General features: G+C 40.3%; 24 protein-coding genes. 15 read left to right on the forward strand and 9 right to left on the reverse strand.

Annotation, left to right across the window (positions count from 1 at the left end):
* Nucleotides 1–173 precede the first annotated feature (173 nt).
* Entirely contained in the window at nucleotides 174–1,589 is a 1,416-nt protein-coding gene (locus tag ACOQO5_RS18505) for a pyridoxal phosphate-dependent decarboxylase family protein (RefSeq protein WP_420583172.1), read from the reverse strand.
* 225 nt (nucleotides 1,590–1,814) lie between these two features.
* Here ACOQO5_RS18505 and ACOQO5_RS18510 point away from each other — a divergent pair, with 225 nt between their 5' ends.
* From ACOQO5_RS18510 to ACOQO5_RS18520, 3 genes are all read left to right on the forward strand, one after another.
* A complete protein-coding gene (locus ACOQO5_RS18510; protein WP_420583173.1) occupies nucleotides 1,815–3,092 on the forward strand; it encodes an acetyl-CoA hydrolase/transferase family protein in 1,278 nt (425 codons plus the stop codon).
* 93 nt (nucleotides 3,093–3,185) lie between these two features.
* Nucleotides 3,186–4,823, forward strand: coding sequence for a M28 family metallopeptidase (locus tag ACOQO5_RS18515; RefSeq protein WP_420583174.1), 1,638 nt, complete (start codon nucleotides 3,186–3,188; stop codon nucleotides 4,821–4,823).
* A gap of 123 nt (nucleotides 4,824–4,946) precedes the next feature.
* Nucleotides 4,947–7,061: a M3 family metallopeptidase gene (locus tag ACOQO5_RS18520; protein ID WP_420583175.1), complete on the forward strand. Its 2,115-nt coding sequence runs from the start codon at nucleotides 4,947–4,949 to the stop codon at nucleotides 7,059–7,061.
* Between the two features lie 191 nt (nucleotides 7,062–7,252).
* Here the strand turns inward: ACOQO5_RS18520 and ACOQO5_RS18525 are convergent, their stop codons facing one another.
* Entirely contained in the window at nucleotides 7,253–8,023 is a 771-nt protein-coding gene (locus ACOQO5_RS18525; protein ID WP_420583176.1) for an SDR family NAD(P)-dependent oxidoreductase, read from the reverse strand.
* Between the two features lie 86 nt (nucleotides 8,024–8,109).
* Here ACOQO5_RS18525 and gndA point away from each other — a divergent pair, with 86 nt between their 5' ends.
* The 4 genes from gndA to ACOQO5_RS18545 all read left to right on the forward strand — a co-directional run bounded on the left by gndA (nucleotide 8,110) and on the right by ACOQO5_RS18545 (nucleotide 12,544).
* The gene (gene gndA / locus ACOQO5_RS18530; RefSeq protein ID WP_420583177.1) at nucleotides 8,110–10,008 is read left to right on the forward strand and encodes an NADP-dependent phosphogluconate dehydrogenase; all 1,899 of its coding nucleotides are present in this window, start codon (nucleotides 8,110–8,112) and stop codon (nucleotides 10,006–10,008) included.
* An 18-nt stretch (nucleotides 10,009–10,026) separates the two neighbouring features.
* Entirely contained in the window at nucleotides 10,027–11,301 is a 1,275-nt protein-coding gene (locus ACOQO5_RS18535; protein ID WP_420583178.1) for an Nramp family divalent metal transporter, read from the forward strand.
* Between the two features lie 34 nt (nucleotides 11,302–11,335).
* A complete protein-coding gene (locus tag ACOQO5_RS18540) occupies nucleotides 11,336–12,040 on the forward strand; it encodes a FadR/GntR family transcriptional regulator (RefSeq protein WP_420583179.1) in 705 nt (234 codons plus the stop codon).
* Nucleotides 12,041–12,166: 126 nt separating this feature from the next.
* Nucleotides 12,167–12,544: a hypothetical protein gene (locus ACOQO5_RS18545; protein WP_420583180.1), complete on the forward strand. Its 378-nt coding sequence runs from the start codon at nucleotides 12,167–12,169 to the stop codon at nucleotides 12,542–12,544.
* Here ACOQO5_RS18545 and ACOQO5_RS18550 read toward each other — a convergent pair.
* Nucleotides 12,541–12,894: a DUF7009 family protein gene (locus tag ACOQO5_RS18550; RefSeq protein ID WP_420583181.1), complete on the reverse strand. Its 354-nt coding sequence runs from the start codon at nucleotides 12,892–12,894 to the stop codon at nucleotides 12,541–12,543. The genes ACOQO5_RS18545 and ACOQO5_RS18550 overlap by 4 nt on opposite strands.
* 10 nt (nucleotides 12,895–12,904) lie before the next feature.
* Entirely contained in the window at nucleotides 12,905–13,744 is an 840-nt protein-coding gene (gene fdhD / locus ACOQO5_RS18555) for a formate dehydrogenase accessory sulfurtransferase FdhD (protein ID WP_420583182.1), read from the reverse strand.
* Between the two features lie 37 nt (nucleotides 13,745–13,781).
* Between fdhD and ACOQO5_RS18560 the strand changes: the two genes are divergently transcribed.
* Genes ACOQO5_RS18560 through ACOQO5_RS18570 form a run of 3 tightly spaced genes read left to right on the forward strand, consistent with a single transcriptional unit; the run spans nucleotide 13,782 to nucleotide 14,776 of the window.
* A complete protein-coding gene (locus tag ACOQO5_RS18560; RefSeq protein ID WP_420583183.1) occupies nucleotides 13,782–14,069 on the forward strand; it encodes a YciI family protein in 288 nt (95 codons plus the stop codon).
* A 39-nt stretch (nucleotides 14,070–14,108) separates the two neighbouring features.
* On the forward strand, nucleotides 14,109–14,360 hold the full coding sequence (locus ACOQO5_RS18565; protein ID WP_420583184.1) for a MoaD/ThiS family protein: 252 nt from the start codon (nucleotides 14,109–14,111) through the stop codon (nucleotides 14,358–14,360).
* Between the two features lie 5 nt (nucleotides 14,361–14,365).
* The gene (locus ACOQO5_RS18570) at nucleotides 14,366–14,776 is read left to right on the forward strand and encodes a molybdenum cofactor biosynthesis protein MoaE (protein WP_420583185.1); all 411 of its coding nucleotides are present in this window, start codon (nucleotides 14,366–14,368) and stop codon (nucleotides 14,774–14,776) included.
* A 78-nt stretch (nucleotides 14,777–14,854) separates the two neighbouring features.
* Here the strand turns inward: ACOQO5_RS18570 and ACOQO5_RS18575 are convergent, their stop codons facing one another.
* A complete protein-coding gene (locus ACOQO5_RS18575; RefSeq protein ID WP_420583186.1) occupies nucleotides 14,855–16,000 on the reverse strand; it encodes an NTP transferase domain-containing protein in 1,146 nt (381 codons plus the stop codon).
* The gene (gene moaC, locus ACOQO5_RS18580; RefSeq protein ID WP_420583187.1) at nucleotides 15,993–16,475 is read right to left on the reverse strand and encodes a cyclic pyranopterin monophosphate synthase MoaC; all 483 of its coding nucleotides are present in this window, start codon (nucleotides 16,473–16,475) and stop codon (nucleotides 15,993–15,995) included. The genes ACOQO5_RS18575 and moaC overlap by 8 nt, the downstream gene beginning before the upstream one ends.
* 69 nt (nucleotides 16,476–16,544) lie before the next feature.
* Between moaC and ACOQO5_RS18585 the strand changes: the two genes are divergently transcribed.
* Nucleotides 16,545–17,765 (forward strand): molybdopterin molybdotransferase MoeA, encoded by a 1,221-nt coding sequence (locus ACOQO5_RS18585; RefSeq protein ID WP_420583188.1) that lies wholly within the window; start codon nucleotides 16,545–16,547, stop codon nucleotides 17,763–17,765.
* A 298-nt stretch (nucleotides 17,766–18,063) separates the two neighbouring features.
* On the opposite strand, the gene ACOQO5_RS18590 is transcribed toward ACOQO5_RS18585, so the two are convergent.
* Entirely contained in the window at nucleotides 18,064–19,584 is a 1,521-nt protein-coding gene (locus tag ACOQO5_RS18590) for an FMN-binding glutamate synthase family protein (RefSeq protein ID WP_420583189.1), read from the reverse strand.
* A gap of 151 nt (nucleotides 19,585–19,735) precedes the next feature.
* Here ACOQO5_RS18590 and ACOQO5_RS18595 point away from each other — a divergent pair, with 151 nt between their 5' ends.
* The 4 genes from ACOQO5_RS18595 (at nucleotide 19,736) to ACOQO5_RS18610 (ending at nucleotide 23,154) form a co-directional block, all read left to right on the forward strand.
* A complete protein-coding gene (locus tag ACOQO5_RS18595) occupies nucleotides 19,736–20,290 on the forward strand; it encodes an RNA polymerase sigma factor (RefSeq protein WP_420583190.1) in 555 nt (184 codons plus the stop codon).
* On the forward strand, nucleotides 20,280–20,828 hold the full coding sequence (locus ACOQO5_RS18600; protein ID WP_420583191.1) for a hypothetical protein: 549 nt from the start codon (nucleotides 20,280–20,282) through the stop codon (nucleotides 20,826–20,828). Before ACOQO5_RS18595 ends, ACOQO5_RS18600 begins: the two co-directional genes overlap by 11 nt.
* The gene (locus ACOQO5_RS18605; RefSeq protein ID WP_420583192.1) at nucleotides 20,809–21,867 is read left to right on the forward strand and encodes a hypothetical protein; all 1,059 of its coding nucleotides are present in this window, start codon (nucleotides 20,809–20,811) and stop codon (nucleotides 21,865–21,867) included. The genes ACOQO5_RS18600 and ACOQO5_RS18605 overlap by 20 nt, the downstream gene beginning before the upstream one ends.
* Before the next feature lie 153 nt (nucleotides 21,868–22,020).
* Nucleotides 22,021–23,154 (forward strand): metallophosphoesterase, encoded by a 1,134-nt coding sequence (locus ACOQO5_RS18610; protein WP_420583193.1) that lies wholly within the window; start codon nucleotides 22,021–22,023, stop codon nucleotides 23,152–23,154.
* On the opposite strand, the gene ACOQO5_RS18615 is transcribed toward ACOQO5_RS18610, so the two are convergent.
* Together ACOQO5_RS18615 and ACOQO5_RS18620 are read right to left on the reverse strand one after the other, a co-directional pair.
* Complete coding sequence (locus ACOQO5_RS18615) at nucleotides 23,151–23,486, reverse strand: hypothetical protein (RefSeq protein WP_420583194.1); 336 nt, start codon at nucleotides 23,484–23,486, stop codon at nucleotides 23,151–23,153. The two genes, ACOQO5_RS18610 and ACOQO5_RS18615, sit on opposite strands and share 4 nt — an antisense overlap.
* 228 nt (nucleotides 23,487–23,714) lie before the next feature.
* Complete coding sequence (locus ACOQO5_RS18620; RefSeq protein ID WP_420583195.1) at nucleotides 23,715–25,409, reverse strand: amidohydrolase; 1,695 nt, start codon at nucleotides 25,407–25,409, stop codon at nucleotides 23,715–23,717.
* Nucleotides 25,410–25,469 lie beyond the last annotated feature (60 nt).

Consider the following 25,469-nt stretch of genomic DNA (forward strand, 5'->3'; position numbering starts at 1 on the left):
AGTTAATAGAAAGATTATCAGGTTCAATTAATAAAATATCAAATACTGGCTAGAAACCTATTAGGTAACTTTATAAATCACCGTTTTAACACTCAAACAATTCCCTAATAACTCAATAACTATTTTTCATTATCTCCTGAAAATGCAATGGCATTTTTCGGGTTTAAAGATAACTAAAGCAACTCATTGGCTTTGTCTTGTATCAATTGCCAGGACTCTTCCACATGATGTTGTTGAACATAGGTCTGGCCGATGACCATGCGAAGCGCATACTTGCCTTTTACTTTCGTGTGTGTCAAATATGCTTCTCCTGAATTATTGATTGCTGCTACTAGTTTTGCATTCAGCTCATCCAATTGTTCTTCATTTTTTTCCGAACCGATTATTCTAAAGCAAACTACATTTAGCTTAGGCTCAATAACAAGCTCAAAATGCTGGTTTTCATTTACCTGGTTGGCGAACCACTTCGCATAGCTCATGTGCTCTCGAAGTCTCGTTTGAATACCTTCTATGCCAAAATCACGAATGACAAACCAAAGTTTGAGTGCACGAAACCTTCTACCGAGAGGTACTCCCCAATCCCGATAATCTTTGACCTGTCCTCGAGTGCTTGTTTTCAAGTACTCAGGTAAAATTTCAAAGGTCTTAATGAGCGCTTCTTCGTCCTTGATGAAGTACACCGTGCAGTCGAAATTGGTAAACATCCATTTGTGAGGATTGAATACGAAACTATCTGCCTTCGCTATTCCTGTAATCATCGAATGATATTCCGGAAGCATAAGCGCCGTGCCAGCATACGCCGCATCGATATGAAGCCAAACGTCATATTTTTTGCAGATGTCTCCAATAGCATCCACTGGATCAATGGCGAGCGTACCGGTAGTGCCTACTGCAGCTACCACGGCACATGGAATAAATCCATTTTCAATGTCACTCTTTATCGCAGACTCGAGGGAAGAAGGGATTATTGCCAAACTTTCATCAACCTCTACCTTCACCAGATTTTCTACGCCGGCACCAAGAATTTTTACGGCCTTATCTATAGAAGAGTGAGTTTCTGCAGAGCAGTAAAATTTTAATTTTTGATTGTCAAATCCGCTTTGATTGATTGACCAATTGGATTTTTTCTCTCTGGCCGAAATCATAGCAGCCAAGGTAGCAGTGGAAGCAGTATCCTGAATACAGCCAGTCCATTCTGCCGGAATATTCATTAGCGGCTTGAGCCAATTGATCATAAGTTCTTCTAATTCTGCTGCTGCAGGGGAAGTCTCCCAGATCATACATTGGGCTCCCAATGTAGCTGTCAGCATTTCACCAAGTACAGATGGATAACTTGAATTGGCAGGAAAGTAAGCGTGAAATTTAGGGCTTTGCCATTGCGTCATTCCAGGAAGTATGATGGATTCAAAATCCTTAAAAACTTGATCAAATGACTCTCCTTTAGCTGGAGGGTTTTTTGGTAGTTGATTGATGATTTCTCCCGGTTTGGATAATGACTTGACGGGGAGATTTTCTATGTTTTCATAAAAATCAGCCATCCAGTCGACGAGCTTGTGGGCTTCTTTTCTAAACGATTTTTTGTCCAGCATATATTTAGAATCTGTATTGTTTTCAGTACGATGTACTCCCGTTTAGGGAAAGAGTTGTCTAAATTATGTTTTTATAATGATTTAAGAATTAATTTATCTTTTATCAGTGAAAAAAGTTGATGTTAGCTGACTAGATCAGCCAATGATAAGAACTACTGCAAAAGATGATTTAGGTCATGAATTTAATATTTTCACCCTTCTACTTTTACAACAAAAAAAGACACCATGAGTAAATATTTGTCTGCCAAAGAGGCGCTGGAATATGTAAAATCAAATGATAGAATTTTCATTCACAGTGTAGCCGCAGCTCCTCAAATTTTGATTGACGCATTAACGGATCGTGCTTCGGATTTGGAGAACGTAGAAATTGTACACCTCCATACAGAGTGCGAAGCCAAATATTTAAAGGAAGAATATCAAGGTAGTTTCCGAGTAAAATCGTTTTTCGTAGGGGCTAATGTACGTAAAGCCACTCAGCAGGGAATTGCTGACTACATTCCAGTTTTTCTTAGTGAGATTCCCAAAATGATTAGGGAGACGCTGCCACTGGATGTGGCTTTGGTTCAAGTGTCACCACCGGACAAACATGGTTTTTGTTCGCTGGGTGTCTCTGTAGATGCTTCTCATACGGCCGTGGAGTGCGCCAAATTGGTTATTGCTCAAGTAAATGAGAATATGCCTCGTACATATGGTGATGGCATGATGCACATCAGTAATTTTGATATTCTTGTCGAACACAACTGCCCTATCTACACCGTAGATGTGCCAGAGCCTACAGATATAGAAAAACGAATTGGTAACTATGTGGCTGGCTTGGTGGAAGACGGTGCAACCCTTCAAATGGGGATTGGCGCCATTCCAAATGCTGTGCTTTCCAGTTTGACTAACCACAAGAAACTAGGCATTCATACCGAAATGTTTTCTGATGGGGTGATTCCTTTAGTGGAAAAAGGAATTATCACCGGTGAGATGAAAAAGCTCTACCCAGGTCGGATTGTGTCTGCCTTTATCATGGGAACTGAAAAGCTCTACAACTTTGTAAATGATAACCCTGGTGTCATGATGATGGATGTCGCCTTTACGAATGACGTCGCCATTATTCGGAAAAACGATAAAGTGACTTCGATCAATAGTGCCATAGAAATTGATTTGACAGGTCAGGTTTGTGCAGATTCGATTGGAACCAGACAATATTCAGGTGTGGGCGGCCAAATTGATTTTATCCGAGGAGCGTCCTACTCTGAAGGAGGGAAACCAATAATAGCCTTATCATCTGCCACTAGTAAAGGTTTGTCTAAGATTGTGCCAACATTGAAGGAAGGTGCGGGTGTTGTCTCAACAAGAGCCAATGTTCATTACATTGCCACGGAATACGGTATAGCTGATTTGTATGGAAAAGGATTGCAGGAACGTGCCAAGTTGTTGATCGATATTGCCCATCCAGATCATCGTGAAGCGTTGGATCGAGCAGCTTTTGAGCGGTTTGGAAGGAAATTGATTTAGGAAAGGCGAACACTTATTGCGATTTTAGTTTGTAATCCACTTTTGCTTCATTGGGATTAATTAAATTGGTGATTTATTAATCTAATTAATCCAATGAAAAAAATTATAAACGCGCTTGTTATTGCCATATTAGCTTTTGCTTGTGGACCTAAGGAAAACTTTCAGGAAGCTTATGATAGTATCAATGAAGAGGGCTTAAAAACTCGAATTAAGGCCTTGGCTTCAGATGAGTTTTTGGGCAGAATGCCTTTCACAGAAGGGGAAACCAAAACGATCAACTACCTCAGAGATGAGTTCAAAAAGCTGGGTCTGAAACCTGGTAATGGAGATAGCTACTTCCAGGAGGTTCCTCTAGTAGAATTGACCGCTAAGGTCGATCCTCAAATGAAAATTACTGGCGGGAATAATGAAATCAACCTAAACTACTGGGATGATTTTGTAGCCTTGACCCGAAGGGTAACCGATTCCGTACGAATAGATAATTCTGAGATCATATTTGCAGGATATGGTACGATCGCTCCTGAGTATGATTGGAATGACTATCAGGGATTAGATGTCAAAGGAAAAACTGTTTTGGTTCTGATCAACGATCCTGGATTTGGCACCGAAGACAAGTCCTTCTTCAAGGGAAACGAAATGACCTATTACGGAAGATGGACTTACAAGTATGAAGAAGCAGCCAGGCAAGGTGCTGCTGGAATTATCATCGTGCACGAAACGGCACATGCCAGCTATCCTTTTGAAGTAGTGCAAGGCGGATGGTCTGGAGCCAATTTGTATCTTGAAAATCCGGATAACAACATGTCTCGATGTGTGATTGAGGGCTGGATATCAGAAGAAAGTGCCAATCAGATGTTTGCCAACATGGGTATGAAAGGTTATGATTTTTATGAAGAAGCACGCAAACGCGAGTTCAAGTCTTTTTCTATGAATCAACAATTGTCAGTCGGACTTACTAATAGCATCAAAAGATCAAAATCCAATAATGTGATTGCAAGATATGAAGGTTCAGAAAGACCAGATGAGACAATCATCTATAGTGCGCACTGGGATCATTTTGGAATAGGAAAACCTGTGGATGGTGATTCTATATATAATGGTGCTGTAGATAATGGTACAGGCGTAGCTGGTATTGTACAAGTGGCCGAGGCCTTTACCAAATTGAACATTCCAACCAAACGATCTGTCGTGTTTATGGCAGTTACTGCTGAGGAGCAAGGGTTGCTAGGTTCTGCACATTATTCAGTCAATCCTATTTATGATCCTGCCAAAACGGTGGCCAATTTGAATGTGGATGCCATACGTCCAATTGGAAGAGTTAATGACTTTTCGATTGTAGGATATGGTCAATCTGAATTGGATGATTATGCTCAGAGAGCGGTGGAGAAGCAAGGCAGATACATCACGCCAGATCCACATCCTGAGTCGGGTGGTTTTTTCCGATCAGATCATTTCAATTTTGCCAGTATTGGTATCCCGGCCCTTTATGGAAAAGGGGCGACTGATAGTGATGCCCATGGAAAAGAATGGGGAGAAGAGCAGTACAAGAAATACACCAGCGAAAACTATCACAAGCCTTCTGATGAGTACTCTGAAGATTTCAATGCAGAAGGAGTTAAGTTGGATATGCAGGTAATGTTCGATATTGGCTATACGTTAGCTAATGAGTCCGCTTTCCCAAAATGGAAAGAGGGTTCAGAGTTTAAAGCGATTCGAGAAGGCCAGCAATAAACTAATAATACCAATCAACAGAAATATATTGAATGGGGCTGAAAAGTCTGCTAAATTGAAATTCTTTGGAGGAGCGATGTGGATATCATCGCTTTTCCATTTTAACACCTAAAAGTTAACCCAATGAGAAAAACCATAGCTATGTTTACTGCGAGTGTGATGGCTTTTGCCAGTTGTCAAACTCCGCAAACGAACGAACAACCAATGAATGATAACCCATTGCTATCTGAATGGAATACCCCATTTGGAGTACCTCCATTTGATCAGATAGAGAACGAGCACTACTTGCCGGCATTCGAGCAAGGTATGAGCGAACACAAAGCTGAAATTGATGCTATAGTAAACAGTTCGGAGGCTCCCACATTTGCAAACACCATGGAAGCATTGGAAAGGTCTGGTGCTATATTGGACAATACCACTAGAGTATTTTATGCAGTAGCAGGGGCGCATACCAATGATGTATTGGATTCGGTGAGAACGGTTGTGTCTCCTATGCTCTCGAAGCACTATGATTACATCAATTTGAATAAAGGTTTATTCGAAAGAGTGGAGGCTATTTATAACGAATTAGAAAACAGTGATCTCAATGCACAACAAAGGAGATTGGTGACGGAATCGTACAAGGGTTTCGTTCGATCTGGTGTCGGATTAGAGGGCGAACAAAAAGAGAGGCTGCAGGAAATCAACAGCCGACTTTCTGAATTGACTACCAAGTTTGGACAGAATGTGTTGGCTGAGACTAATAACTTCGAAGCACATACCACCAATCCTGAAGATTATGGAACCTTGACTAACAGTTTGGTTTCTTTGGCTGCAGAGGAGGCGAAGAAAAGAGGTCACGAGGAAGGATGGTCATTCACTTTACAAAGACCAAGTATCAACCCATTCTTGCAGTACTCTCCAAATCGTGAAATGAGAGAACAACTCTTTCAAGGTTACGCGATGCGTGCCGACAATGACAATGAAAATGACAATAAGAAAATCATTGAAGAAATTGTAAAGCTAAGAATAGAGAGAGCTAACCTTTTGGGTTATGAAACGCACGCCGATGTTCAACTGTCATCCAGTGTAGCTCAAACCCCAAAAGCAGTGATGGATTTCATGGATAAAGTATGGCCAGCTGCCTTGAATATGGCTAAGTCTGAAAGAGATGCCCTGGCATCGGAGATGAAAAATGATGGAATAGAAGAAGAATTGAGAGGGTCTGATTGGAGGTACTATGTGGAAAAAGTGAGAAAAGCCAAATATGACTTTGATGAGGATGCCATGCGTCCATATTTTGAAGTCAATGCGGTAAGGGATGGAGCCTTTGCGCTAGCTACTAAACTTTTTGGTATTCAAATTAACGAATTGAAGGATATGCCTAAGTGGCATGAAGATCAGCAAGTCTTTGAAGTGCTGGAAGCAGATGGTACACACATTGGTATCCTGTACATGGATTTCTTTGCCAGAGATAGTAAACGAGGTGGCGCCTGGATGAATGCATTGAGATCACAATCTAAAATGGATGGCACGGTGACACCGATTGTGACAAATAATTTCAACTTCCCAGCACCTACAGAGAATGGTCCTTCTTTGCTTTCATTTTCAGAATCAGAAACGATGTTTCACGAATTTGGGCATGCACTGCACGGTTTACTTTCGGATGTGACTTATCCTTCTCAATCAGGCACAAACGTGCCAAGGGATTTTGTAGAGTTTCCTTCGCAAGTAATGGAAAACTGGATGAGCGAACCGGAAGTATTGAAACTATATGCTAAGCATTATGAAACTGGTGAAGTGATACCGGATGAATTGGTTAAAAAGATGAATGACGCCAATGCTTTCAACGAAGGATTCAGATCGGTGGAGTACATGGCAGCAGCTTATTTGGACATGTCTTGGCATACACTTACTAGCGCTGATGGTATAGAAGCCAGAACTTTTGAAAAAGAGGCCATGGATAGAATTGGCTTGATTGATCAAATCATACCTAGATATAGAAGTGGTTATTTCAATCACATTTTTGCAGGCGGCTACTCTGCGGGTTACTATAGCTATTTGTGGTCTGAACTGTTAGACGCAGATTGTTTTCAGGCCTTCAAAGAAACTGGTGATCTTTTTGATCAGGAAACAGCACAAAAGTATAGAACCATGTTGAGCAAAGGAGGATCTGAGCCAGGTATGGATCTGTATGTTGAATTTAGAGGCAAGACGCCTGAAATCGATCCTCTCTTAGAAAAGAAAGGATTTAAATAGGAGCATACCTTATTCTTCTAAAAAAGAGGCTGTCTCAAAAGTAGTTCGTCATTGCGAATATCGTGAAGCAATCTTATGATGCGATCAGTGTCCGAACAATAAGAACACTTCGTTCCACTCGTGATGACGTATATATTGACTTTTGAGACATCTTCTTTTTGTGTTTATGGGGTATGGACTATGATGCCAAGTTACATATTGTAAACGCCACCGTTGATGTCGAGCGTGGCGCCGGTGATAAAACCATCATATTCAGAAGCCAAATACAAAACTGCTCTGGCCACATCATCCGCATTGCCCGCTCTTTGGATAGGAATTTCAGCGGTGGTTTTGTCTGCCGATTCCTTACTTGTATGTGTATTGTGGAAGGAAGTGCCGAGAATGAGTCCCGGGGCTACTGCATTTACTCTTACGCCTTTTGGGCCCAGCTCTGAAGCCAAGGCTCTGGTGAAAGTCAAAATCGCACCCTTGCTTGTAGAGTAAACGAGCGAACCAGGGTGACCACCCTTCCTGCCAGCCAAAGAAGCTAAATTCACAATGCTGCTATGCTCATGCTTTTCTAAATGTGGAGTGGCCGCTCGGGTAACATACATCATAGAAGTAAGATTGATGTCCATCACTTTGTGCCAAAATTCAGACTCCATTTCATTGAGCATCTTGCGGGCCACTAGCGATCCTGCATTATTGATCAATATATCCAATCCACCCAGGGCATCTACCGTTTTTTCAATGAGGGCATTGGCCTCTGCTTCCTTGGTTAAGTCACCACTAATGGCAATGGCTTTTTGACCTTTGCTGGTGGCATAATCCACCAGTTGATTGGCAGTGTCTGCACTGGAAAAGTAATGGATCGCAACATGAGCACCGCTATCTATAAAGTGTCTGGTAATGGATTCGCCGATGCCTTGGGCACCGGCGGTGATTAGGACATTTTTTCCAACTATTTTATTATTGTCTGTCATGGTAAATCTCAATTAGTACACGATTCAATTTTTTGTAAATATAAAAAAATATATATTTGGGTGCCCAATTTGGGTGCCCAAATATTATGAAACACAAAAAAAACAATCTTATTTTTATCATGGGGGTTTCTGGCGTGGGGAAAAGCACGATAGGAGCCTTACTTTCAGAGCAATTGGAAATGCCGTTTTTTGATGGGGATGATTTTCACCCGGATGAGAACATCCGGAAAATGTCTAATGGTGAGCCATTGAATGATGAAGACCGAAGGGGTTGGTTGCATACAGTGAATGATCTGGCCAAAAAGGAATTGGAAAGATCGGGTGCTGTGATAGCCTGTTCGGCATTGAAAACATCTTACCGCGAAATCTTAAGTACTGGTATTCTGGGTAAAGTACACTGGGTATTTCTCAAAGGATCCTTTGAAGAAATAAGAGAAAGGATTGGAAACCGGGAAGGTCATTTTATGGGATCCGGATTGTTGCAGTCTCAGTTTGATACGTTGGAAGAGCCTGTGGAGGCCATACATGTAGATATTAATTTAACACCTAAAAAAATAGTAGAAGTGATCAGTAATCAATTAGAAAAGTCAGCATTCGGTCTGTTTGGATTAGGCGTGATGGGCAAGAGCCTGGCTAGAAATTTAGCGAGCAGGGGATTCAATATTTCTTTGTTCAACAGACATGTGGATGGGCAAGAGGTGGATGTGGCCAAAAAATTCCAAAGTGAGTTTTCAGAATTGTCGTCAGCCGCTCCATTCGACGATGTAGCGCAGTTTGTAGGTTCTCTGCAGCAACCAAGAAAAATCATGCTGATGGTGAATGCCGGCAAGATTGTAGATGCTGTGATTGAAGACCTTCTCCCTCATTTGGACGCCGGAGACATTTTGATAGATGGCGGCAATTCCAATTATAATGATACCAACAAAAGGGTCGAGTATTTGAAATCAAAGGACATTCGTTTTGTTGGAACTGGCGTATCTGGCGGTGAGGAAGGTGCACTCAAAGGGCCCTCGATTATGCCGGGTTGTGAGCAGGAGACTTACAAGGAAGTGCAGCCTTTTCTGGAGTCCATTGCAGCCAAAGATGCCAATGGTTTGCCATGTTGCGCCTGGATTGGTACGGGTGGAAGTGGTCATTTTGTGAAAATGGTTCACAATGGTATCGAATATGTAGAAATGCAGCTTTTGGCTGAAATATTTACTGCCCTACGAGCTATGGGCAACAACCCCGACCAAATGGCTGATATTCTAGAGTCGTGGAAAACTACTTCAAACAGTTACTTGTTGGAGATTACCATTGATATACTCAGAAAGAAAGAAGGGGATGACTGGCTTGTCAATAAAATCATGGACAAAGCCGGAAACAAAGGAACCGGCAACTGGACAGCCATAGCTTCGGCGCAGCTGGGGATGCCGAGCACCATGATTACGTCTGCGCTTTATGCCCGCTATATTTCGTTTTTCAAGGACGAACGAATAGCTGCCAGTCAAAGCCTTCTCACTCAAAGTCAGGCCAATTTAAAAATTCAGATAGAAGACTTGCTACAAGCCTATCAGTTCGCCAGATTGATCAATCACTATCAAGGGTTTAAATTGATTCTTGAGGCATCAAATAGCTTCAACTGGGAATTGAATTTAAGTGAATTAGCTAGAATTTGGACGAATGGGTGTATCATTCGATCTGATCTTATGGTGGAATTGGTGTCTGTATTTAAAGAAGCTGATCATCTTTTGATGGATAAAACAATAACGGAAAGACTGAAAAACCTGAAGACGAGTGCGCTGGAAGTAGTAGCAGACTGCGTGTTGAATGAATTGGCCATTCCTAACCTGAGTGATTCCGTCAATTTTTTGAATAGCTTTTCTCTAGCTGATTCATCCGCCAATTTGCTCCAAGCCCAACGTGATTATTTTGGCGCTCATACTTATCAGAGAAAAGACGATCCCTCCGGTAAATTCTATCATACCGAATGGCTTATCAAGTAATACATAAAACAAACAAGCATGACAGCATCAGACAAAAATCAGTCACTACTTAAGAAAATCATTGCCATAATTCTGGGGTTTGGCCCGGGTATTTTCGCTATTGGGTACACCATCGGTACGGGCAGTGTGACCTCCATGATCGTGGCGGGAAGCCAGTTCGGGATGCAATTGCTATGGGTACTCTTTCTAAGTTGCTTGTTTTCTGGTGTGCTGATGTTTGCTTATGGCAACTATGCCTTGATTACTGGAGAGACGGCTCTTTTTGGCTTCAAAAAACATTTTAGGCTGGGTAAAGTGATGGCCATATTAATCATAGTAGGCATCTCTTTTGGACAGTGGAATTCCCTGATGGGGATTTTGGGCATATCATCGAATATATTGTTCGAAATATTGGCGCTCAACTTTGAAGGGTTAGCACCATTCCAATATGAAATAGTGCTAGCCATAGCTGTAATCATCATCCTTACGTTTTACTCTTTGATGCTGGTTGGAAAATATACCTTCTTCGAAAAGATATTGGTTGTATTCGTCTCCTTGATGGGGTTATCTTTTATAGTTTCTTTCTTTTTTGTGCAACCTCACGGCATAGACGTAATCAAGGGTTTGATTCCGACCATTCCTGATGTGCCAGGTGGGAAAATGTTGGTAGCGGCTTTTGTCGGTACCACTATGGCAGCAGCTACTTTTTTGTCTCGGCCTTTGTTTGTGAAAGGTAAGGGCTGGACCATCAAAAATTTGGACCAACAAAAAAAGGATTCTATCACAGCTGCTATACTAATATTTGTCATCAGCGGGGTGATCATGGCTGTGGCAGCCGGGGCTTTGTTTTATGAAGGAAAGCAAGTGAATCAAGTCATGGATATGGCAGGAACACTTGAGCCAGTAGCTGGAAAGTGGGCTGTGACTATATTCTTTTGCGGGGCTTTGAGTGCAGGTTTGTCTTCTATTTTTCCTTGTTTGTTGATAGCACCATTGCTTATCGCAGATTATCAATCCGGAGTTTTAGATACTAGCTCAAAGCAGTTTCGCGTCATCACAGCGATCGCCAGTATGGTGGCATTGATAGGGCCAGCTTTTGGAGCCAATCCGATTGAAATTCAAATTTTATCTCAAGTCTTTAATGTGTTTGTTTTGCCGTTGGTAGTGTTAGGAATTATTCTCATGTTGAAGAACAAAAAGGTGATGAAAGATTATAAAACTCACTTCGGAGTCTATGTAGGATTATATGCTGCTTTGTTTTTTTCATTAGTGATTTCCTACAATGGTATTGGTGCACTTCTGGCTTATTTTTGAAATGTAATTTGAACCTATATAAAAATTTATTGAGGTGAAGATAAGTTTGATAGATCAGCACTCGAATAAGATTTTGCAGAACGAAGTGATCGGTAAAATCAGAGACCTGATCAATTTAAGAAATCTGGAAAGAGGAGATAAACTACCTTCTGAGCGGATGATGTCCGAAAAATTCGAGGTAAAAAGAAATCACATCCGAGAGGCTATCAGAAAGTTGGAATTTTATGGTGTGGTCAAATCAGTCTCTCAGAGCGGTACTATACTGGCCATTGGGTTAACCGGCTTCAATGGTATGGTGGATGAAATTATTTCTCTCAATGCACCTTCCTTTCAGGAGCTTGTAGAAACGAGAATATCCCTGGAACTGGAGATGGTAGGGCTGGCTGCACAAAGACGAACCGATCAGGATTTAGAAAAGATCAAGGATGCGCTAGATGCTTTCAAAGCGAAACTTGCTAATGGAGAAAACTACCTGGAAGAGGATTTACTTTTTCATTTAGCCATAGCCAAAGCCAGCAAGAATAGCACGATGATATCACTTATGCTTCTATTGATACCACCGATTCTTTCCAGCTACGAACGTGATGAAGTTTGTGAGGGAGACGAGGCGCATGCAGAGATTAAAAAGCATGAAGATGTTTTTTTAGCGATTCAAGCAAGCAACGCCTCATTAGCGACCGAAATGATGCACAAACACTTTTTTAAGCTCTCTCAATATTTAGAGAGAAGCAAAGCGTAGATCATACTTTCTTCAACCAATGTGAATGTAAAATGTCTGCGTGAAGACATTTTGGATCAGGAGTAATTAATAATCTTCAAGCTTTTCGCTAAATTATATGTATATACATTAAAACCAAAAACAACCATGAACCGAAAAGTATTCTTAACCAAGGTAAGCGCTGCACTTCTAGCCGGTATTCCTTTATTGTCATTGTGGAATTGTGCTGATAGCTCAGAAGATGATATGGACATGGATATGGATGGAGACTCCTCAAAGAACTGTTTGGAGAATGGAACCTCAGTATCAATAGGAAGTAATCACGGGCACTCCCTGACTGTATCAAAAGCAGATGTTGACGCAGGAACTGCAAAGACCTATGATATTACAGGATCTAGTGGTCATTCTCACAGCGTGACAGTCTCAAGCACCAACTTTACATCTCTTAAAGACAATAGTAGTGTGAATATTGATTCCACGACAGGGGATGGCCATACTCACAGCATTACGGTGTCTTGCGCTTAGTCGGCAGCTGGATGGGGGAAGTTGTCTGATTCGTCTTCCCCAGGTCTTTTATGCAAGCATTGAAAGTCCTTTTCTACTAAGATTCTGACATGGGTTTGATCTGCATTTTCAAATCCGACCAAATCAGTTTCGGTCCATTGCTCACTCATATTTTTTGGAACTTGTACAGAAATTTTGGTGCCATCGAAGTCTACAGAAACCTCTTCTTGTTGTGAAGTTACCAGCTGGTATGTCAATGATCGAGTACCAAATTGAATGGCGTCGCCTATTTGGCCTTTCGACGCAAATTGATCTACTTCACTTTGACTCAATCTGAGTCGTACAAAATTTCCGTTGATTCTGATTTTCATTGCTTAGTAATTAAGTATCCAAAATTACATTTTCTTTTCCTGAGTAGATATTGAAAGCTTCTTTTTTTAGGAAGCCTATAAGGGTAATGCTTTGCTTTTGGGATAATTCTACTGCAAGACTTGAGGGAGCACCGAGCGCTGCAATTGTTCTGATGCCGACCATAGCAGATTTCTGAATCATCTCAAACCCCAATCTTCCACTGAGCCAAAGTATTTTGTCAGACAGGTCTATTTGTTTTAATCCGCTCACTCCAATGAGTTTATCTAATGCATTGTGCCTACCTATATCTTCTCTTATGATCAGCAACTTCCCGTTGGGGTCAAACAAGGCAGCTGCATGAAGGCCCCCAGTAAATTTGAAAGTGTTTTGATGAGGGGTCAACTGATCTGTAAGAGATAGAATGGCTGTTTGAGTAACATATTGGTTTGGGTACTGCTTATTTGATAATTCAGCTTCCAATGCATCAATTGCAGCTTTTCCACACACCCCACAACTAGAACTGACATAAAAATTCCTTTTGAATTTTTCAGGGTCAAATGCTACATCGTTACCCAATTCTACTTTCAATGTATTCTCCGGTTGCTTGGCTTGCATGCAATATTTGGCAGATAGAATGTCTGTGGGAGAATAGATGATTCCTTCTGATAGTAAAAAGCCTCGGGCTAATTCTTCGTCCGCTCCAGGCGTTCGCATGGTGACTGCGAGCGAAAATTCTTTCCTTTTGGTTTCTTGTCCATAGCCAACTCTGATTTCCAGAGGCTCTTCTTTGACCAAAAGGTCATTGGTCAATTCACTTCCCCTATTTTTAATCTTTAAAATTTCAGATGTTGCTATACCAACCGTGCTCATTTCCGTATGTCTATGAAGATTTTAAATCCTTTTATAAATGTATATCATATCCCTGACTTACAAGGTTCCCTTGGAAAATATAGATCAACACCTGGCAGATCATGTGGCCTTCTTGAATGCTCAATATGAGCAAGGATATTTCCTAATGTCTGGAAAGAAAATTCCTCGAATTGGAGGTATTATATTGGCTATAGCCAAAAGTAAAGAAGAAGTAAGCCAATGGATCGAAAAGGATCCGTTTCACATTCATCAGTTGGCCGATTATGAGGTAATAGAGTTTGAACCTACTAAATCCACTAAAGAACTGGAATATTTATTAGACTGATCGGAATGGATTTCTATTGTTTGGATAACTTTGAAAATTATGAGCGAAATTCAAATAAAGGTGGTAGCATTCGGAATCGCCCGGGATATCATAGGAGGTAAAGCACTGGATTTGAGATTGACGCAAGGTGTCAAAGCTCGTGAGGCTATGCACCAATTGAAATCTAAATATCCTGCTTTCGAACAGCTTACCTCTCTCCAACTGGCCATTAATGAAGAATATGTGGATGATGACCATGTGATCAAGGAAGGAGATGAATTAGTCCTTATTCCACCTGTAAGTGGAGGTTGATAGTTATGATTAAGATTACAGAACAAAAAATTGATGTTGCAGCTCTAATTGCCGCAGTTTCACACGAAGGAGCTGGGGCTACTGATGTATTTATCGGAACTACAAGAAACAAGACTTCCGATAAAGCTGTAGTGAGGCTTGATTTTGAAGCATATAAGCCGATGGCGATCAAAGAGCTCCAAAAGATCGTAGATCGAGCGAAGTCTCAATGGCCAATTCTGAAATATGCCATTTCACACCGAATAGGGGTGGTGGAGATAGGAGAAGAAGCAGTTGTGATAGCTGTATCCACTCCACATCGACAAGCAGCATTTGAGTCGTGCAAGTTTATCATTGACGAACTCAAAAAGACCGTGCCTATCTGGAAAAAAGAAATATTTCAAGATGGAGATGTGTGGGTGGCTGCACACCCGTGACTGGTTAAAAGTTATAAGTTAATAGTCCATCGACAGTGTTGGGCTTAGGAATACTTCATTTAACTAAATAACCAATAACTAATCTCCTAAAATCCTAATAGCCTCTTCGTATTCTTCTGGTGTATTCACGTTTTTCAGTACCGTCGCATCATCCAAATGTACTAGTTCTATATCTGTGTTAATCAACACTTTTCTTGGGCAAGAGTAGCCTAAGCTTAGGAAATGCAGAAGGTGCGAATAAGCCCTGGGTTCCCATAGGGTAATCAGTGGCTCAGGAAACTCTGTTTCAGGATTGTAGAATGCAGTAGCTATTTTTGAAGGATTTCTTTTGGAGATCAATAACTCCAACGTCTCTTTGGTTAGAAAAGGTTGATCGCAGGCAGTCACTAACCAGGCCGCATTGGGATTGGATCTGAATGCCGATAAAATGGCCCCGTAAGGTCCAAGCCCGGTAAAAGTATCTATCACCTGATTGCTAGAGTCATCTTTAGCTTGATCCTGACGTACAGAATAAAACGTTTGATCAGATACACTCGCCAACAAATCGAACATGAAATCCTTTTGGCTTTTGCCGAAGTATTCGATTTCACTCTTATCGCGATTCATGCGTGTGCTTTTTCCTCCAGCCAGTACCAGACCGTTAATAGCTGGTAGATTTTGCTGCTGCATTTTTTGAATCAAGGACGAAATAGACGAGATATCATTTAATTGGAATTGAGGTATCTCACTCCAATTTGGAATATGTGCTTTTAAATACTCAGGAACTTCGGTTTCGTTAGTTTGAAACAATATGAGACATACATGAGTCAATTTGTGCAATTTCTTCTCCAATGACTTTCTGGAATCAATGACCAGTATTTGACGATTACCTTCAAAGTGGTTGCCATTGACGAGTACCAGATCTTGGTCAACAAATTTCATTTTGTAATCAAACGTATTGAATTCACCCATTTGATCAAATCGATGAAAATCTATTTTGTCCACATACTCTAGTTGATTGCCGTAGGCCAGCGAACTGCCTTCAAGATTTGATTCGTCATCGGCACTTTTGTGATCAGCATCCACATAGGCTATTTTGTATTGAGCAGAAAGCTGCTCGCTTATTGTTCGAGCTAAATTCTTAATCTCACCGCAAGGAGTCCCTAATATGGCTAATTCGTTTCGTCCAAAATGGCCGATGTCAGGCCTTGTCAATTTTGCGTGTTTTTGGTGTTTCTTAGCCATTGTATTTAAAGTCTTTTTTTCCTCCTGTCTTTGCTGTCAATCTGGTTTCTTTGATGATGATGTTGTGCGACAAAGCTTTACACATATCATAAATAGTTAATGCTGCCAAAGAAGCTCCGGTTAATGCCTCCATTTCCACTCCGGTTTTGGCTGCAATGGTCGCTGTGCATTCGATTTCAACTTCCAGACCTTTTACTTCTATAGTGAAATCACACCCGTCCAAACCAATCGGATGACAGAGTGGGATCAGTTCACCTGTTTTTTTAGCGGCCATTGTTCCAGCTATTATCGCTGTTTGAAAAACCGGACCTTTTTTAGAGTGAATCTCTCCTTGTTCCAGCCCTGACATAATTTCTTCGGTCAGTTCAATTGTGCTTCTGGCCGTGGCTGTGCGAACAGTCACTTGCTTGTCAGATACGTTGACCATCGCAGGATTGTTTCCTGAATCTATATGAGAAAATTTATCGTTTTTCATATTTATGTGTGTGATAGGAGAAGAGTTGTTTTTACTTTACAATGAGATGATAAAATTAGAGAATCTAGTATGATATCAGTCGTAGAAGCTAAAAATATCGTTCAGTCACAGCAAGCCAATTGGGGAATAGTGAAGGTTGCATTGGAAGAGAGTATGGGTGAGGTGTTGGCCGAAGACATCAAAGCGGATCGAGATTTCCCACCATTTGATCGGGTAACCATGGATGGTATTGCATTAAGTTTTGATGCATTCGATAAAGGCAAAAGAGAGTTCAAAGTTCAAGAAGTGCAGTTGGCTGGTGTACCTGCTGCCAGCCTGAAAAGTAACGAGAACGCCATAGAAATCATGACGGGGGCAATTTTGAGTGAAGGCTGTGATTTGATTATTCGATATGAGGACCTTGAGTTTTATGAGGAAGGCGATGAGAAATGGGTCAAAATAAATTTGGATGAAGCTGATCGATGGAAGAATGTTCACAGACAGGGGAGTGATCAGAACAAAGGAGAATTGTTAATCGCAAAGGAGGTAGTGATCACAGCGGCTGAAGTTGCTATCATGGCCACAGTGGGACACCACGAAGTGCGCATCAATAATAAGCCTAAGGTGGCTATCGTTTCGACTGGAGACGAACTGGTAGACGTGGATAAAGTGCCCTTACCTCATCAGATTAGGAAATCCAACTCTATTGCTATTCAGACGTCATTAAATCAATTGAGAGTTCCTAATCAGTGCTTCCATTTGCTAGATGATAAAGAAGAACTCAGAGGTAAAATCGCTACCATTTTAAATGATTTTGATGTGGTGCTTTTGAGTGGAGGAGTATCTAAAGGGAAGGCAGATTTTCTGCCCGAAATTTTAGAAGAGTTGGAAGTTGAAAAATTGTTTCATAAAGTAGCACAAAGACCAGGAAAACCATTTTGGTTTGGAGCCAATCAATCCGGGAAGCAAGTTTTTGCGTTTCCAGGCAATCCCATTTCTACTTATATGTGTTTTAGAGCTTTTTTTATCCCTTGGTTGATGCAAAACCTAGGAAGGAAGGTGGAGTTGCGCACGGCCATACTAAGAGAGGCTGTAACTTTTAAACCAGATTTAGGTTATTTTATTCAAGTAAGGAGTGAGATAGGGCGTGATGGTTTGATTGAGGTATATCCAGAGACTGGAAATGGTTCGGGTGATTTGGCCAACTTAGCTAAAAGCCACGCATTTCTTTTCTTACCACCAGGACAACAGCTATATGAATCTGGAAATTCATACGAATACTATTCGTTCGACATATCTAACTTGGCATAGATTTGATCCGCTGTTTTAAACGGGTTGAGAGATACGAGTTCTTCTTGACACCCTAAGAGACTTAGGAAGAATAAATAAAAAGTAAGACTAAAAACGAATCGCTTATATCTTATTAATTTCTTCATTTTTTAATAATTATTCTTAACTACCCTTTTCTCACTTAGAATCTTGAGATTCTAAAAGGTTTAATACAAAATAATTAACTCTTTAAGATATACTTCTCTGAAATGCTGCTACTGTATTGATATTCAATTGTTTGAACAACTGAAAAAATGAATACCCTACAAATGTAATAGGTCTAGGTATATTCACCAACTTTTATATTTGGATAAATTTCCGCGTAGGTTTTAATGTGCTCTTGATCCAGCCGTCGATAAACATGATGCCTTTTGATTTTGGAAATTGAATCTACTCCCGTCGCTCCCATGAATTCTACAAAACTCATCACTGTTTCATTATGAAATTTTGCGACTCTTTTGATCTTGTCTTCCACATTTAAGCCTTTGACCAAATGTTGCTGCTGAGTAGCTACGCCTGTGGGACAATTGTTGCTATGGCATTCTAAAGCTTGAATACAGCCCAAGGCCAGCATCATACCACGAGCACTGTAACAAGCATCTGCACCGAGAGCAAATGCTCTAAAGATGTGAAATCCTGTTAGAATTTTACCAGAAGCGATTACCCTCACATCTTTCTTAAATCCATATCCCCTCAGGGAATCACAAACGAAGGCTAGTCCATCTCTTAAAGGCATCCCAATGTTGTTGGAGAACTCGAGAGGAGCAGCTCCTGTTCCTCCTTCGCCACCATCTACAGTAATAAAATCAGGGATGATACCCGTGTTCTGCATAGCAATACACAAATCCGTAAATTCAATTTTGTTGCCTACACAAAGTTTAAATCCTACAGGTTTTCCCCCAGATAAGTCTCTCAATTTTTTGATGAAATGCATCAATTCTTCCGGATTCCGAAATGCGCTGTGGGCAGGAGGAGAGTCAACTCTAGTATGCGGATCTACTGCTCGAATAGCCGCAATCTCTTCAGTATTTTTGATGGCAGGTAATATACCACCGTGCCCAGGCTTGGCGCCTTGAGACATTTTTATTTCAATCATTTTTACTTGAGAAAGGGCGGATTTCTCCTTGAACATGTCTTCATTGAAAGAGCCGTCTTTATTTCTACATCCAAAATAGCCAGTTCCAATTTGCCATATCAAATCACCTTCATGTTTCAAATGATATTTACTAATACTTCCTTCACCCGTGTTGTGAGCAAAATTCCCGATTTTGGCGCCACCATTTAATGCTTCAATTGCCCTGTCACTTAAAGCACCATAGCTCATGGCTGACACATTGAAAATACTGGAGCTGTATGGTTGTTTACAGTCTGGCCCCCCAATTAAAACTCTTGGGTGATCGTCCAAGTCATGATGGTTGATAGGATGAATGGAATGATTGGCCCATTCGTAGCCATCTACATAAACATCTAGTTTGGTCCCAAATGGGTTGGTAGAAAGCGCCCCTTTTGCCCGCTGATAGACAATGGAACGAAACATTCTATTGATTGGTGCACCATCTGTTTCTGACTCAATGAAATATTGATAGATTTTCGGGCGAAGGTCTTCCATGATATACCGAAAAGCACCTAATAGAGGGAAATTTCTTCTCAGCGTGTGCTTTTTATCTAGTACATCTAGAGAACCAAGGAATATGATGGGAGCGACTATTGCAAAACTCCACCAGACCCAAGGCCAATAAAGTGAAAGAACAATGAGGGCAAAGGAAGTGATAATGGAGAGTCCAATAAATTGATTTCTCATAAGTAAAGGTTATTAATGATTATTGTCAAATTACTCATTTTATACCTCTCCTGTATATAAAGTATTGAAATTATAAATATTCAGACTAATTTCAATTATGATGCAACCCTCGTGGTTTTCATTGGTCTTTTGTACAGAATTTCGATAATCGTTGGAAATAGGAAATAAGGACATTCATTATCATTTGGTCGAAGCAGCGAAGCGCAATGACCAGAACGCTCAATTTGAGCTTTACAACTTGTATGTAAAAGCCATGTTGAACGTAAGTTTTCGCATAGTGAATGATCGTGATGAAGCTGAGGATGTGATTCAAGAAGCATTTGTGAATGTGTTTAAAAACATCCACAAATACCGAGGGGAATCCACTTTTGGCGCTTGGGTAAAAAGGATTGTGGTGAATGCCTCTATCAATGTGCTCAAGAAGAGAAAGTTGGATTTGGTAGAAATGGATCAAGCTGGAGGAAAGATCGATGAGTCATTTGAAGAAGATGAAGAATCGTTGAGTTTACCAGCCATCAAATCAGCCATCATGCAATTGCCAGAAGGATTTAGAGCGGTATTGACCCTCTATTTGTTGGAAGGTTATGATCACAATGAAATAGGAACAGTATTAGGTATTACAGAATCGACCTCAAAATCTCAGTTCAATCGAGCTAAGAAAAAATTAAGAGAGATTCTAAAAGAAAGGTATCAATATGAAAGATAAATTAGAAGATTTTATCAAATCGAATCGAGAAGGTTTTGATGATTTGGAACCAAGGAGTGACACTTGGTCGAAAATTCAACAAGAATTGTTGCAGGAAAACAAACAGAAGGATTATACCTGGCTGTGGAAAGCAGCAGCTGTAATATTCTTATGTATTTCAGTTGGATTGGCTGTGGATCGCACGATGAACGCTGATATTGAAGAAGTAGCAGCGGTCAATCAATCGCAGAAAAGTCGATCATCAGAATTAAGAGAGGTGGAAGGCTACTATACCCAACTGATTTCGCAGAAGCGCTCGGAAATTAAAAGTGTGATAGATAAGAAAGGCTTGGTAGATGTGGAATTGCTTGAGGATATGCAGCAATTAGACAACATGTACGCTAAGCTAAAAAAGGATTTGAAAAGAAATCAAAATGATGAAAGGCTGATCAACGCCATGATTCAAAATCTACAATTGAGAGTCGAAATTCTAAATAAACAATTGAGGATTTTAGAACGGATAAGTAAACATGAGCAAGATGAAAAAATTAGTGTATAACCTGATCGTATTGTTGGCTTTAGTTGGTCTGCAAACAAGAGAACTATTAGGAAAAGACAAGGGGCTGGATTATGAAAAAAGTCGAAAAATATCGAAGAGCTTTGATGTGAATTCGAACATAAGGCTATCTATAGAAAATAGTTTCGGTCGCGTCCACATCAACACTTGGGATCAAAATAAGATGACGGTGGATATTGAAATCATTGCCAGAATGAATAATGAAAATCGAGCCCAGGATTTATTGGACAAAATCAAAGTGGAGATAGAAGAAAGCAGTTCAGAGATTTCGTTTGAGACCCGATTGAGTAATTTGAAAAATCGCGATCGAGAAGAGTTTGAAATCAATTACAAAGTCAATATGCCTAAGAAAAATGCGCTGAGACTAAAAAATAGTTTTGGAGGAAATTTTATCGGGGATTTGATGGGTGAAAGCGAGATTAATATCTCTTATGGTGACTTCAGGATTGAAAAACTTTATGGACTGACTGATATGAGGATTTCTTTTAGTGATGGAGCAATACAATTGGTAAAAGAGGGTGAAATAGATATAAAGTATTCAGATGTTGAAATCGATGAACTTGGCGTGGTAAAGATGGAACAAGGATTTTCAGATGTTGAAATAGAAAAAATCGGAACGATAGATTTAAGCAGTAAATATGGAGATGTGGAGATTGGAACGGTTCAAGGCATCAAAGGATATGTGGGGTATTCGGAATTTTCAATTGATCGTTTGGAAGTTGAATTGGATATGAAAGCTCAGTATTGTGGCGGATTTACTATAGACGAAGTAGCAAAGGATTTTACCAAAATCATTATAGATGGCAAATTTGGAGATTACAGAATTTCCTTTGATGAGGGCGCTAACTTTACTTTTGATACAGAGCTAAGCTTTAGTGATTTTAGTTATTCCGGATTGCCCTTAGACTTTGATTACAAGGTCAAAGAAGATTTTAGTTCGCGGTACAAGGGGAAAATGGGTAGTGGAAAAGGAGGTTACGTAAACATAGACACAAGCTACGGCGATATCCGCTTTAGATAATCAGACACAACTCAACAGCTCAATCTGCGTATGAGGGTTCTTATGCACAGATTGAGTTTTTTTATTCTTTTCCTAATTGTTTATTCATTTCTCGACTATTACGTTTTTCAGGCGGTTAAAGTAGTTGTTAGTAGTTTCTCTAATACGGGAAAGTTGGTTGTTTCGATAATCTACTGGTCTTTAACTGTATTTTCATTTTTTGCTTTAGTGGTTTTTGGTAGTGTAGACCCTACCAAATATCACAACCTGCGTACTTTCCTAGCCACAGCAGTTTTTATGAATATCCTTGGTAAACTTACGGCAGGACTATTCGTGTTTGCGGATGATATTGTTCGTTTAGGGAAATACGCCTACCAAGGGTTATTTCAAAATGGCGTACCAAATCCAACGACGGATAATGGGATATCTCGATCTGAATTTCTTTCTAAGTCTGCACTCATAGCAGGTGCCGTTCCAATGGCTGCTATGAGCTATGGCATTTTGTCTGGTGCATACGATTACAGAGTAAGACGTAGAACAATTACACTTCAAAATTTACCTAAGGCATTTGATGGAATTAGAATAGCCCAACTTTCTGATATTCATAGTGGGAGTTTTTATAACAAGACGGCAGTTAAGGGAGGGATTGATCTGCTTAACGCAGAGAAGCCCGATCTCTTTTTGTTTACTGGTGATTTGGTAAACAATGAGTCCAAAGAAGTAGAGGATTACCTCAATATTTTTTCAAAGGTAGAAGCGAGTGCGGGAAAGTTTTCGATTTTAGGAAATCATGATTATGGCGATTACAAAGCTTGGGGATCTCAACAAGCGAAGAAAAAGAATCTAGAACAATTGGTACAATCCCATAAAGATATGGGCTGGGATATATTGCTCAACGAACACAGATATGTGGAGGTTGATGGAGAGAGATTGGCCATCATGGGGGTGGAAAACTGGGGAGCGAGAGGATTTGCTAAATATGGAAATTTGGAAGAAACGGCAAAAAATGTAGAAGCTGATACCAAAATTTTACTCTCACATGATCCGAGTCATTGGGATGCTCAAATCCGACCAAACCATAGCGATATAGACCTTACGCTTTCGGGTCATACACATGGTTTTCAATTTGGAGTGGAAATAGGCAATTTTCGTTGGAGTCCGTCTCAGTACCTGTACAAGCAGTGGGCCGATTTGTATACAGAAGGAAATCAGCACTTGTATGTCAACCGAGGTTTTGGTTTTTTAGGTTATCCTGGGAGGGTTGGGATATTGCCTGAGATTACTATTTTAGAGTTGAAGAGCGCTTAAAAATTTATAAATATATCTTCGTCCCTTAAGTTGATATACCATTCATATTTATGATTCACCAAATCGCTTTTGATATAGGCACGAATGACATGTGAGCAACAGGAGGAGAGTTCAAGTTCATTTGTATTGCCAGCTGAAATCACCACACCTTCATTAAACACTTGATCATCGGCTTTTTTACTAACGACCACATAAGTATCGTCGTTATTATTAGATAAGAATGCTTTGATTTTGTTGGATGGATCATTGGCGTTTACCCCACTGCTGATCGGATCTTCCTGACAGGATAATGCCATAAAAGATAAGAGGAAAATTTTTATGAGCGTTTTCATAATTGATCAACATAGCGATGGCTGAAAAAGTTTCAGTTTGAATTTTATGTCGTCTTTATAAAACAATTCCTAAAAAATTAGGGGCTGAGAATCTATGGGATGTTATGTAAGCGAATGCTGCTTAGCAAGAGTTGAGAATTGATCATTATTAAGAGCCCTTTGATTTTTGGTTGATAGATTTTAGGGATATTAAGCGAGTATTCATAAAAGAGGCTTCGGCCTCTTTTTTCATTTCTGATAAAGTATCTGACCATTCACAATGGTGTATTCGACTTCCGTTGTGAGTATTTCTTTGGCCTCAATTTTCATAATATCCTTAGACAATACAGTAAAGTCTGCCACTTTTCCAATCTCAATGGTTCCTTTGATGTCTTCTTCAAAAGCTCCAAAAGCATTATTGATAGTGTAGGCCTGGAGCGCTTGTTCTCTTTTCATTCGCTGGTCAGGCTCAAATCCGTTTTCTGGTTTACCTTTTAAAGTTTGTCTTGTTACTGAGGCATAAAAACTAGCCAGTGGATTCACAGGTTCCACAGGAGCATCAGTCCCATTCATAACATTCGCTCCTGTTGATATTAAATCTTGCCACATATAAGCACTCTCAACAATTCTTTTCTCTCCTAGGCGATCTATGGCCCATGGTCGGTCAGAACTCATGTGGATGGCTTGCATAGATGGAATTACACCAAGTTGACCAAACCTTGGAATGTCGTCACCTGCAATATGCTGAGCATGCTCTATTCTGAATCGCGGATTGGCTTTCGTGGTATCTGCATTCAATACTATCTCATACATATCCAAAACCTCTCGGTTAGCCCTGTCGCCAATGCAATGCGTGCAAATTTGAAAACCGTTTTTTGTGCCTTGTTCGGTTACTCTCATGATATAATCCGCAGGAGTTAGTCTTAGTCCTTGAACACCGGGAGCATCTTCATAGTCCTCAAGCAGCAACGCCCCACGAGAACCTAAAGCCCCATCAGCATATAATTTGATAGCTCGGATAGTTAAGAAGTCATTTCCTAAACCGATGCGAGGACCTGAGGTATACCAGTTGCTCAGTAATTCTTCGTCGAGTCCATCCAACATCACATAGAGTCTGATTTTTAACAGGTCATTTTTTAAAAATGATTCATAAAGGTCAATTGTTTTTTGACCAGCACCCGCATCATGAAAACTGGTGATTCCATTTTTTAAACACTCTTCGATGGCCATGTTTAGTATTTGAATTCTTCTTTCGTCGGAATCTTCTGGTATCACATCCTCAAGGAGTAATTCTGCTGTTTCGTTTAGAATACCTGTAGGGTTACCACCTAAATCCTTGAAAATAGTACCTCCTTCAGGATCTGGAGTATCCTTGTTTATACCTGCTATCTTCATGGCCTGATCGTTGGCCAATACCATGTGTCCACTCGCATGTGAAAGTACTACTGGGTTATTTGGAGATATCTCTGACAATTTGTTATGTGAAGGAAAGCCATTTATCATATTTTCCGGTAACACGAACCATTTGTCCTGATGCCAGCCTCTGCCTAAAATCCATTCACCATCTTCTACTTCATTCACCTTGTTTTTTACCATTTCAATGATTTCATCATAGCTTTTGGTATTTAATAAATCCAGATTGATAAGATTTTCTCCAATACCCATCAGGTGACCATGGCCTTCAATAAAGCCCGGAGTCAGAGTTTTGCCTTCTAAATCTACAATTTGAGTGGTATCTGCTACCCACTGATTGGCGTTTACATTGTTTCCTACATATACGATTTTTCCATCTGTCACCGCTACGGCTTCTGCTTTTGGCTCGGTTTCATTTAAGGTATAAATGTTTCCATTAAAGAGAACCAAATCAGCTTTTGGGTGCTTGTCTGCACAAGAAAATTGCAGAATGATAGCCGCAAGGGCCAGGAGATAATATGTAGAGCGCATTATGCTGCTTAAAAATTGAATTAATCAAACCGGTTAGAACATTAAGTTTACCATTTTTGT

It is taken from the genome of Reichenbachiella sp., assembly GCF_965223055.1.
Taxonomy (GTDB): Bacteria; Bacteroidota; Bacteroidia; order Cytophagales; family Cyclobacteriaceae; genus Reichenbachiella.

Coding starts and splice junctions, on each gene's coding strand:
- ACOQO5_RS18505 (WP_420583172.1), bottom strand. CDS start 1,589: ATGCTGGACAAAAAATCGTTTAGAAAAGAAGCCCACAAGCTCGTCGAC.
- moaC (WP_420583187.1), bottom strand. CDS start 16,475: ATGAAAAACGATAAATTTTCTCATATAGATTCAGGAAACAATCCTGCG.
- ACOQO5_RS18620 (WP_420583195.1), bottom strand. CDS start 25,409: ATGCGCTCTACATATTATCTCCTGGCCCTTGCGGCTATCATTCTGCAA.
- ACOQO5_RS18525 (WP_420583176.1), bottom strand. CDS start 8,023: ATGACAGACAATAATAAAATAGTTGGAAAAAATGTCCTAATCACCGCC.
- ACOQO5_RS18560 (WP_420583183.1), top strand. CDS start 13,782: ATGTATATCATATCCCTGACTTACAAGGTTCCCTTGGAAAATATAGAT.
- ACOQO5_RS18510 (WP_420583173.1), top strand. CDS start 1,815: ATGAGTAAATATTTGTCTGCCAAAGAGGCGCTGGAATATGTAAAATCA.
- ACOQO5_RS18515 (WP_420583174.1), top strand. CDS start 3,186: ATGAAAAAAATTATAAACGCGCTTGTTATTGCCATATTAGCTTTTGCT.
- ACOQO5_RS18585 (WP_420583188.1), top strand. CDS start 16,545: ATGATATCAGTCGTAGAAGCTAAAAATATCGTTCAGTCACAGCAAGCC.
- ACOQO5_RS18575 (WP_420583186.1), bottom strand. CDS start 16,000: ATGGCTAAGAAACACCAAAAACACGCAAAATTGACAAGGCCTGACATC.
- fdhD (WP_420583182.1), bottom strand. CDS start 13,744: ATGAGCACGGTTGGTATAGCAACATCTGAAATTTTAAAGATTAAAAAT.
- ACOQO5_RS18570 (WP_420583185.1), top strand. CDS start 14,366: ATGATTAAGATTACAGAACAAAAAATTGATGTTGCAGCTCTAATTGCC.
- ACOQO5_RS18520 (WP_420583175.1), top strand. CDS start 4,947: ATGAGAAAAACCATAGCTATGTTTACTGCGAGTGTGATGGCTTTTGCC.
- ACOQO5_RS18550 (WP_420583181.1), bottom strand. CDS start 12,894: ATGAAAATCAGAATCAACGGAAATTTTGTACGACTCAGATTGAGTCAA.
- ACOQO5_RS18565 (WP_420583184.1), top strand. CDS start 14,109: ATGAGCGAAATTCAAATAAAGGTGGTAGCATTCGGAATCGCCCGGGAT.
- ACOQO5_RS18600 (WP_420583191.1), top strand. CDS start 20,280: ATGAAAGATAAATTAGAAGATTTTATCAAATCGAATCGAGAAGGTTTT.
- ACOQO5_RS18590 (WP_420583189.1), bottom strand. CDS start 19,584: ATGAGAAATCAATTTATTGGACTCTCCATTATCACTTCCTTTGCCCTC.
- ACOQO5_RS18535 (WP_420583178.1), top strand. CDS start 10,027: ATGACAGCATCAGACAAAAATCAGTCACTACTTAAGAAAATCATTGCC.
- ACOQO5_RS18605 (WP_420583192.1), top strand. CDS start 20,809: ATGAAAAAATTAGTGTATAACCTGATCGTATTGTTGGCTTTAGTTGGT.
- gndA (WP_420583177.1), top strand. CDS start 8,110: ATGAAACACAAAAAAAACAATCTTATTTTTATCATGGGGGTTTCTGGC.
- ACOQO5_RS18615 (WP_420583194.1), bottom strand. CDS start 23,486: ATGAAAACGCTCATAAAAATTTTCCTCTTATCTTTTATGGCATTATCC.
- ACOQO5_RS18545 (WP_420583180.1), top strand. CDS start 12,167: ATGAACCGAAAAGTATTCTTAACCAAGGTAAGCGCTGCACTTCTAGCC.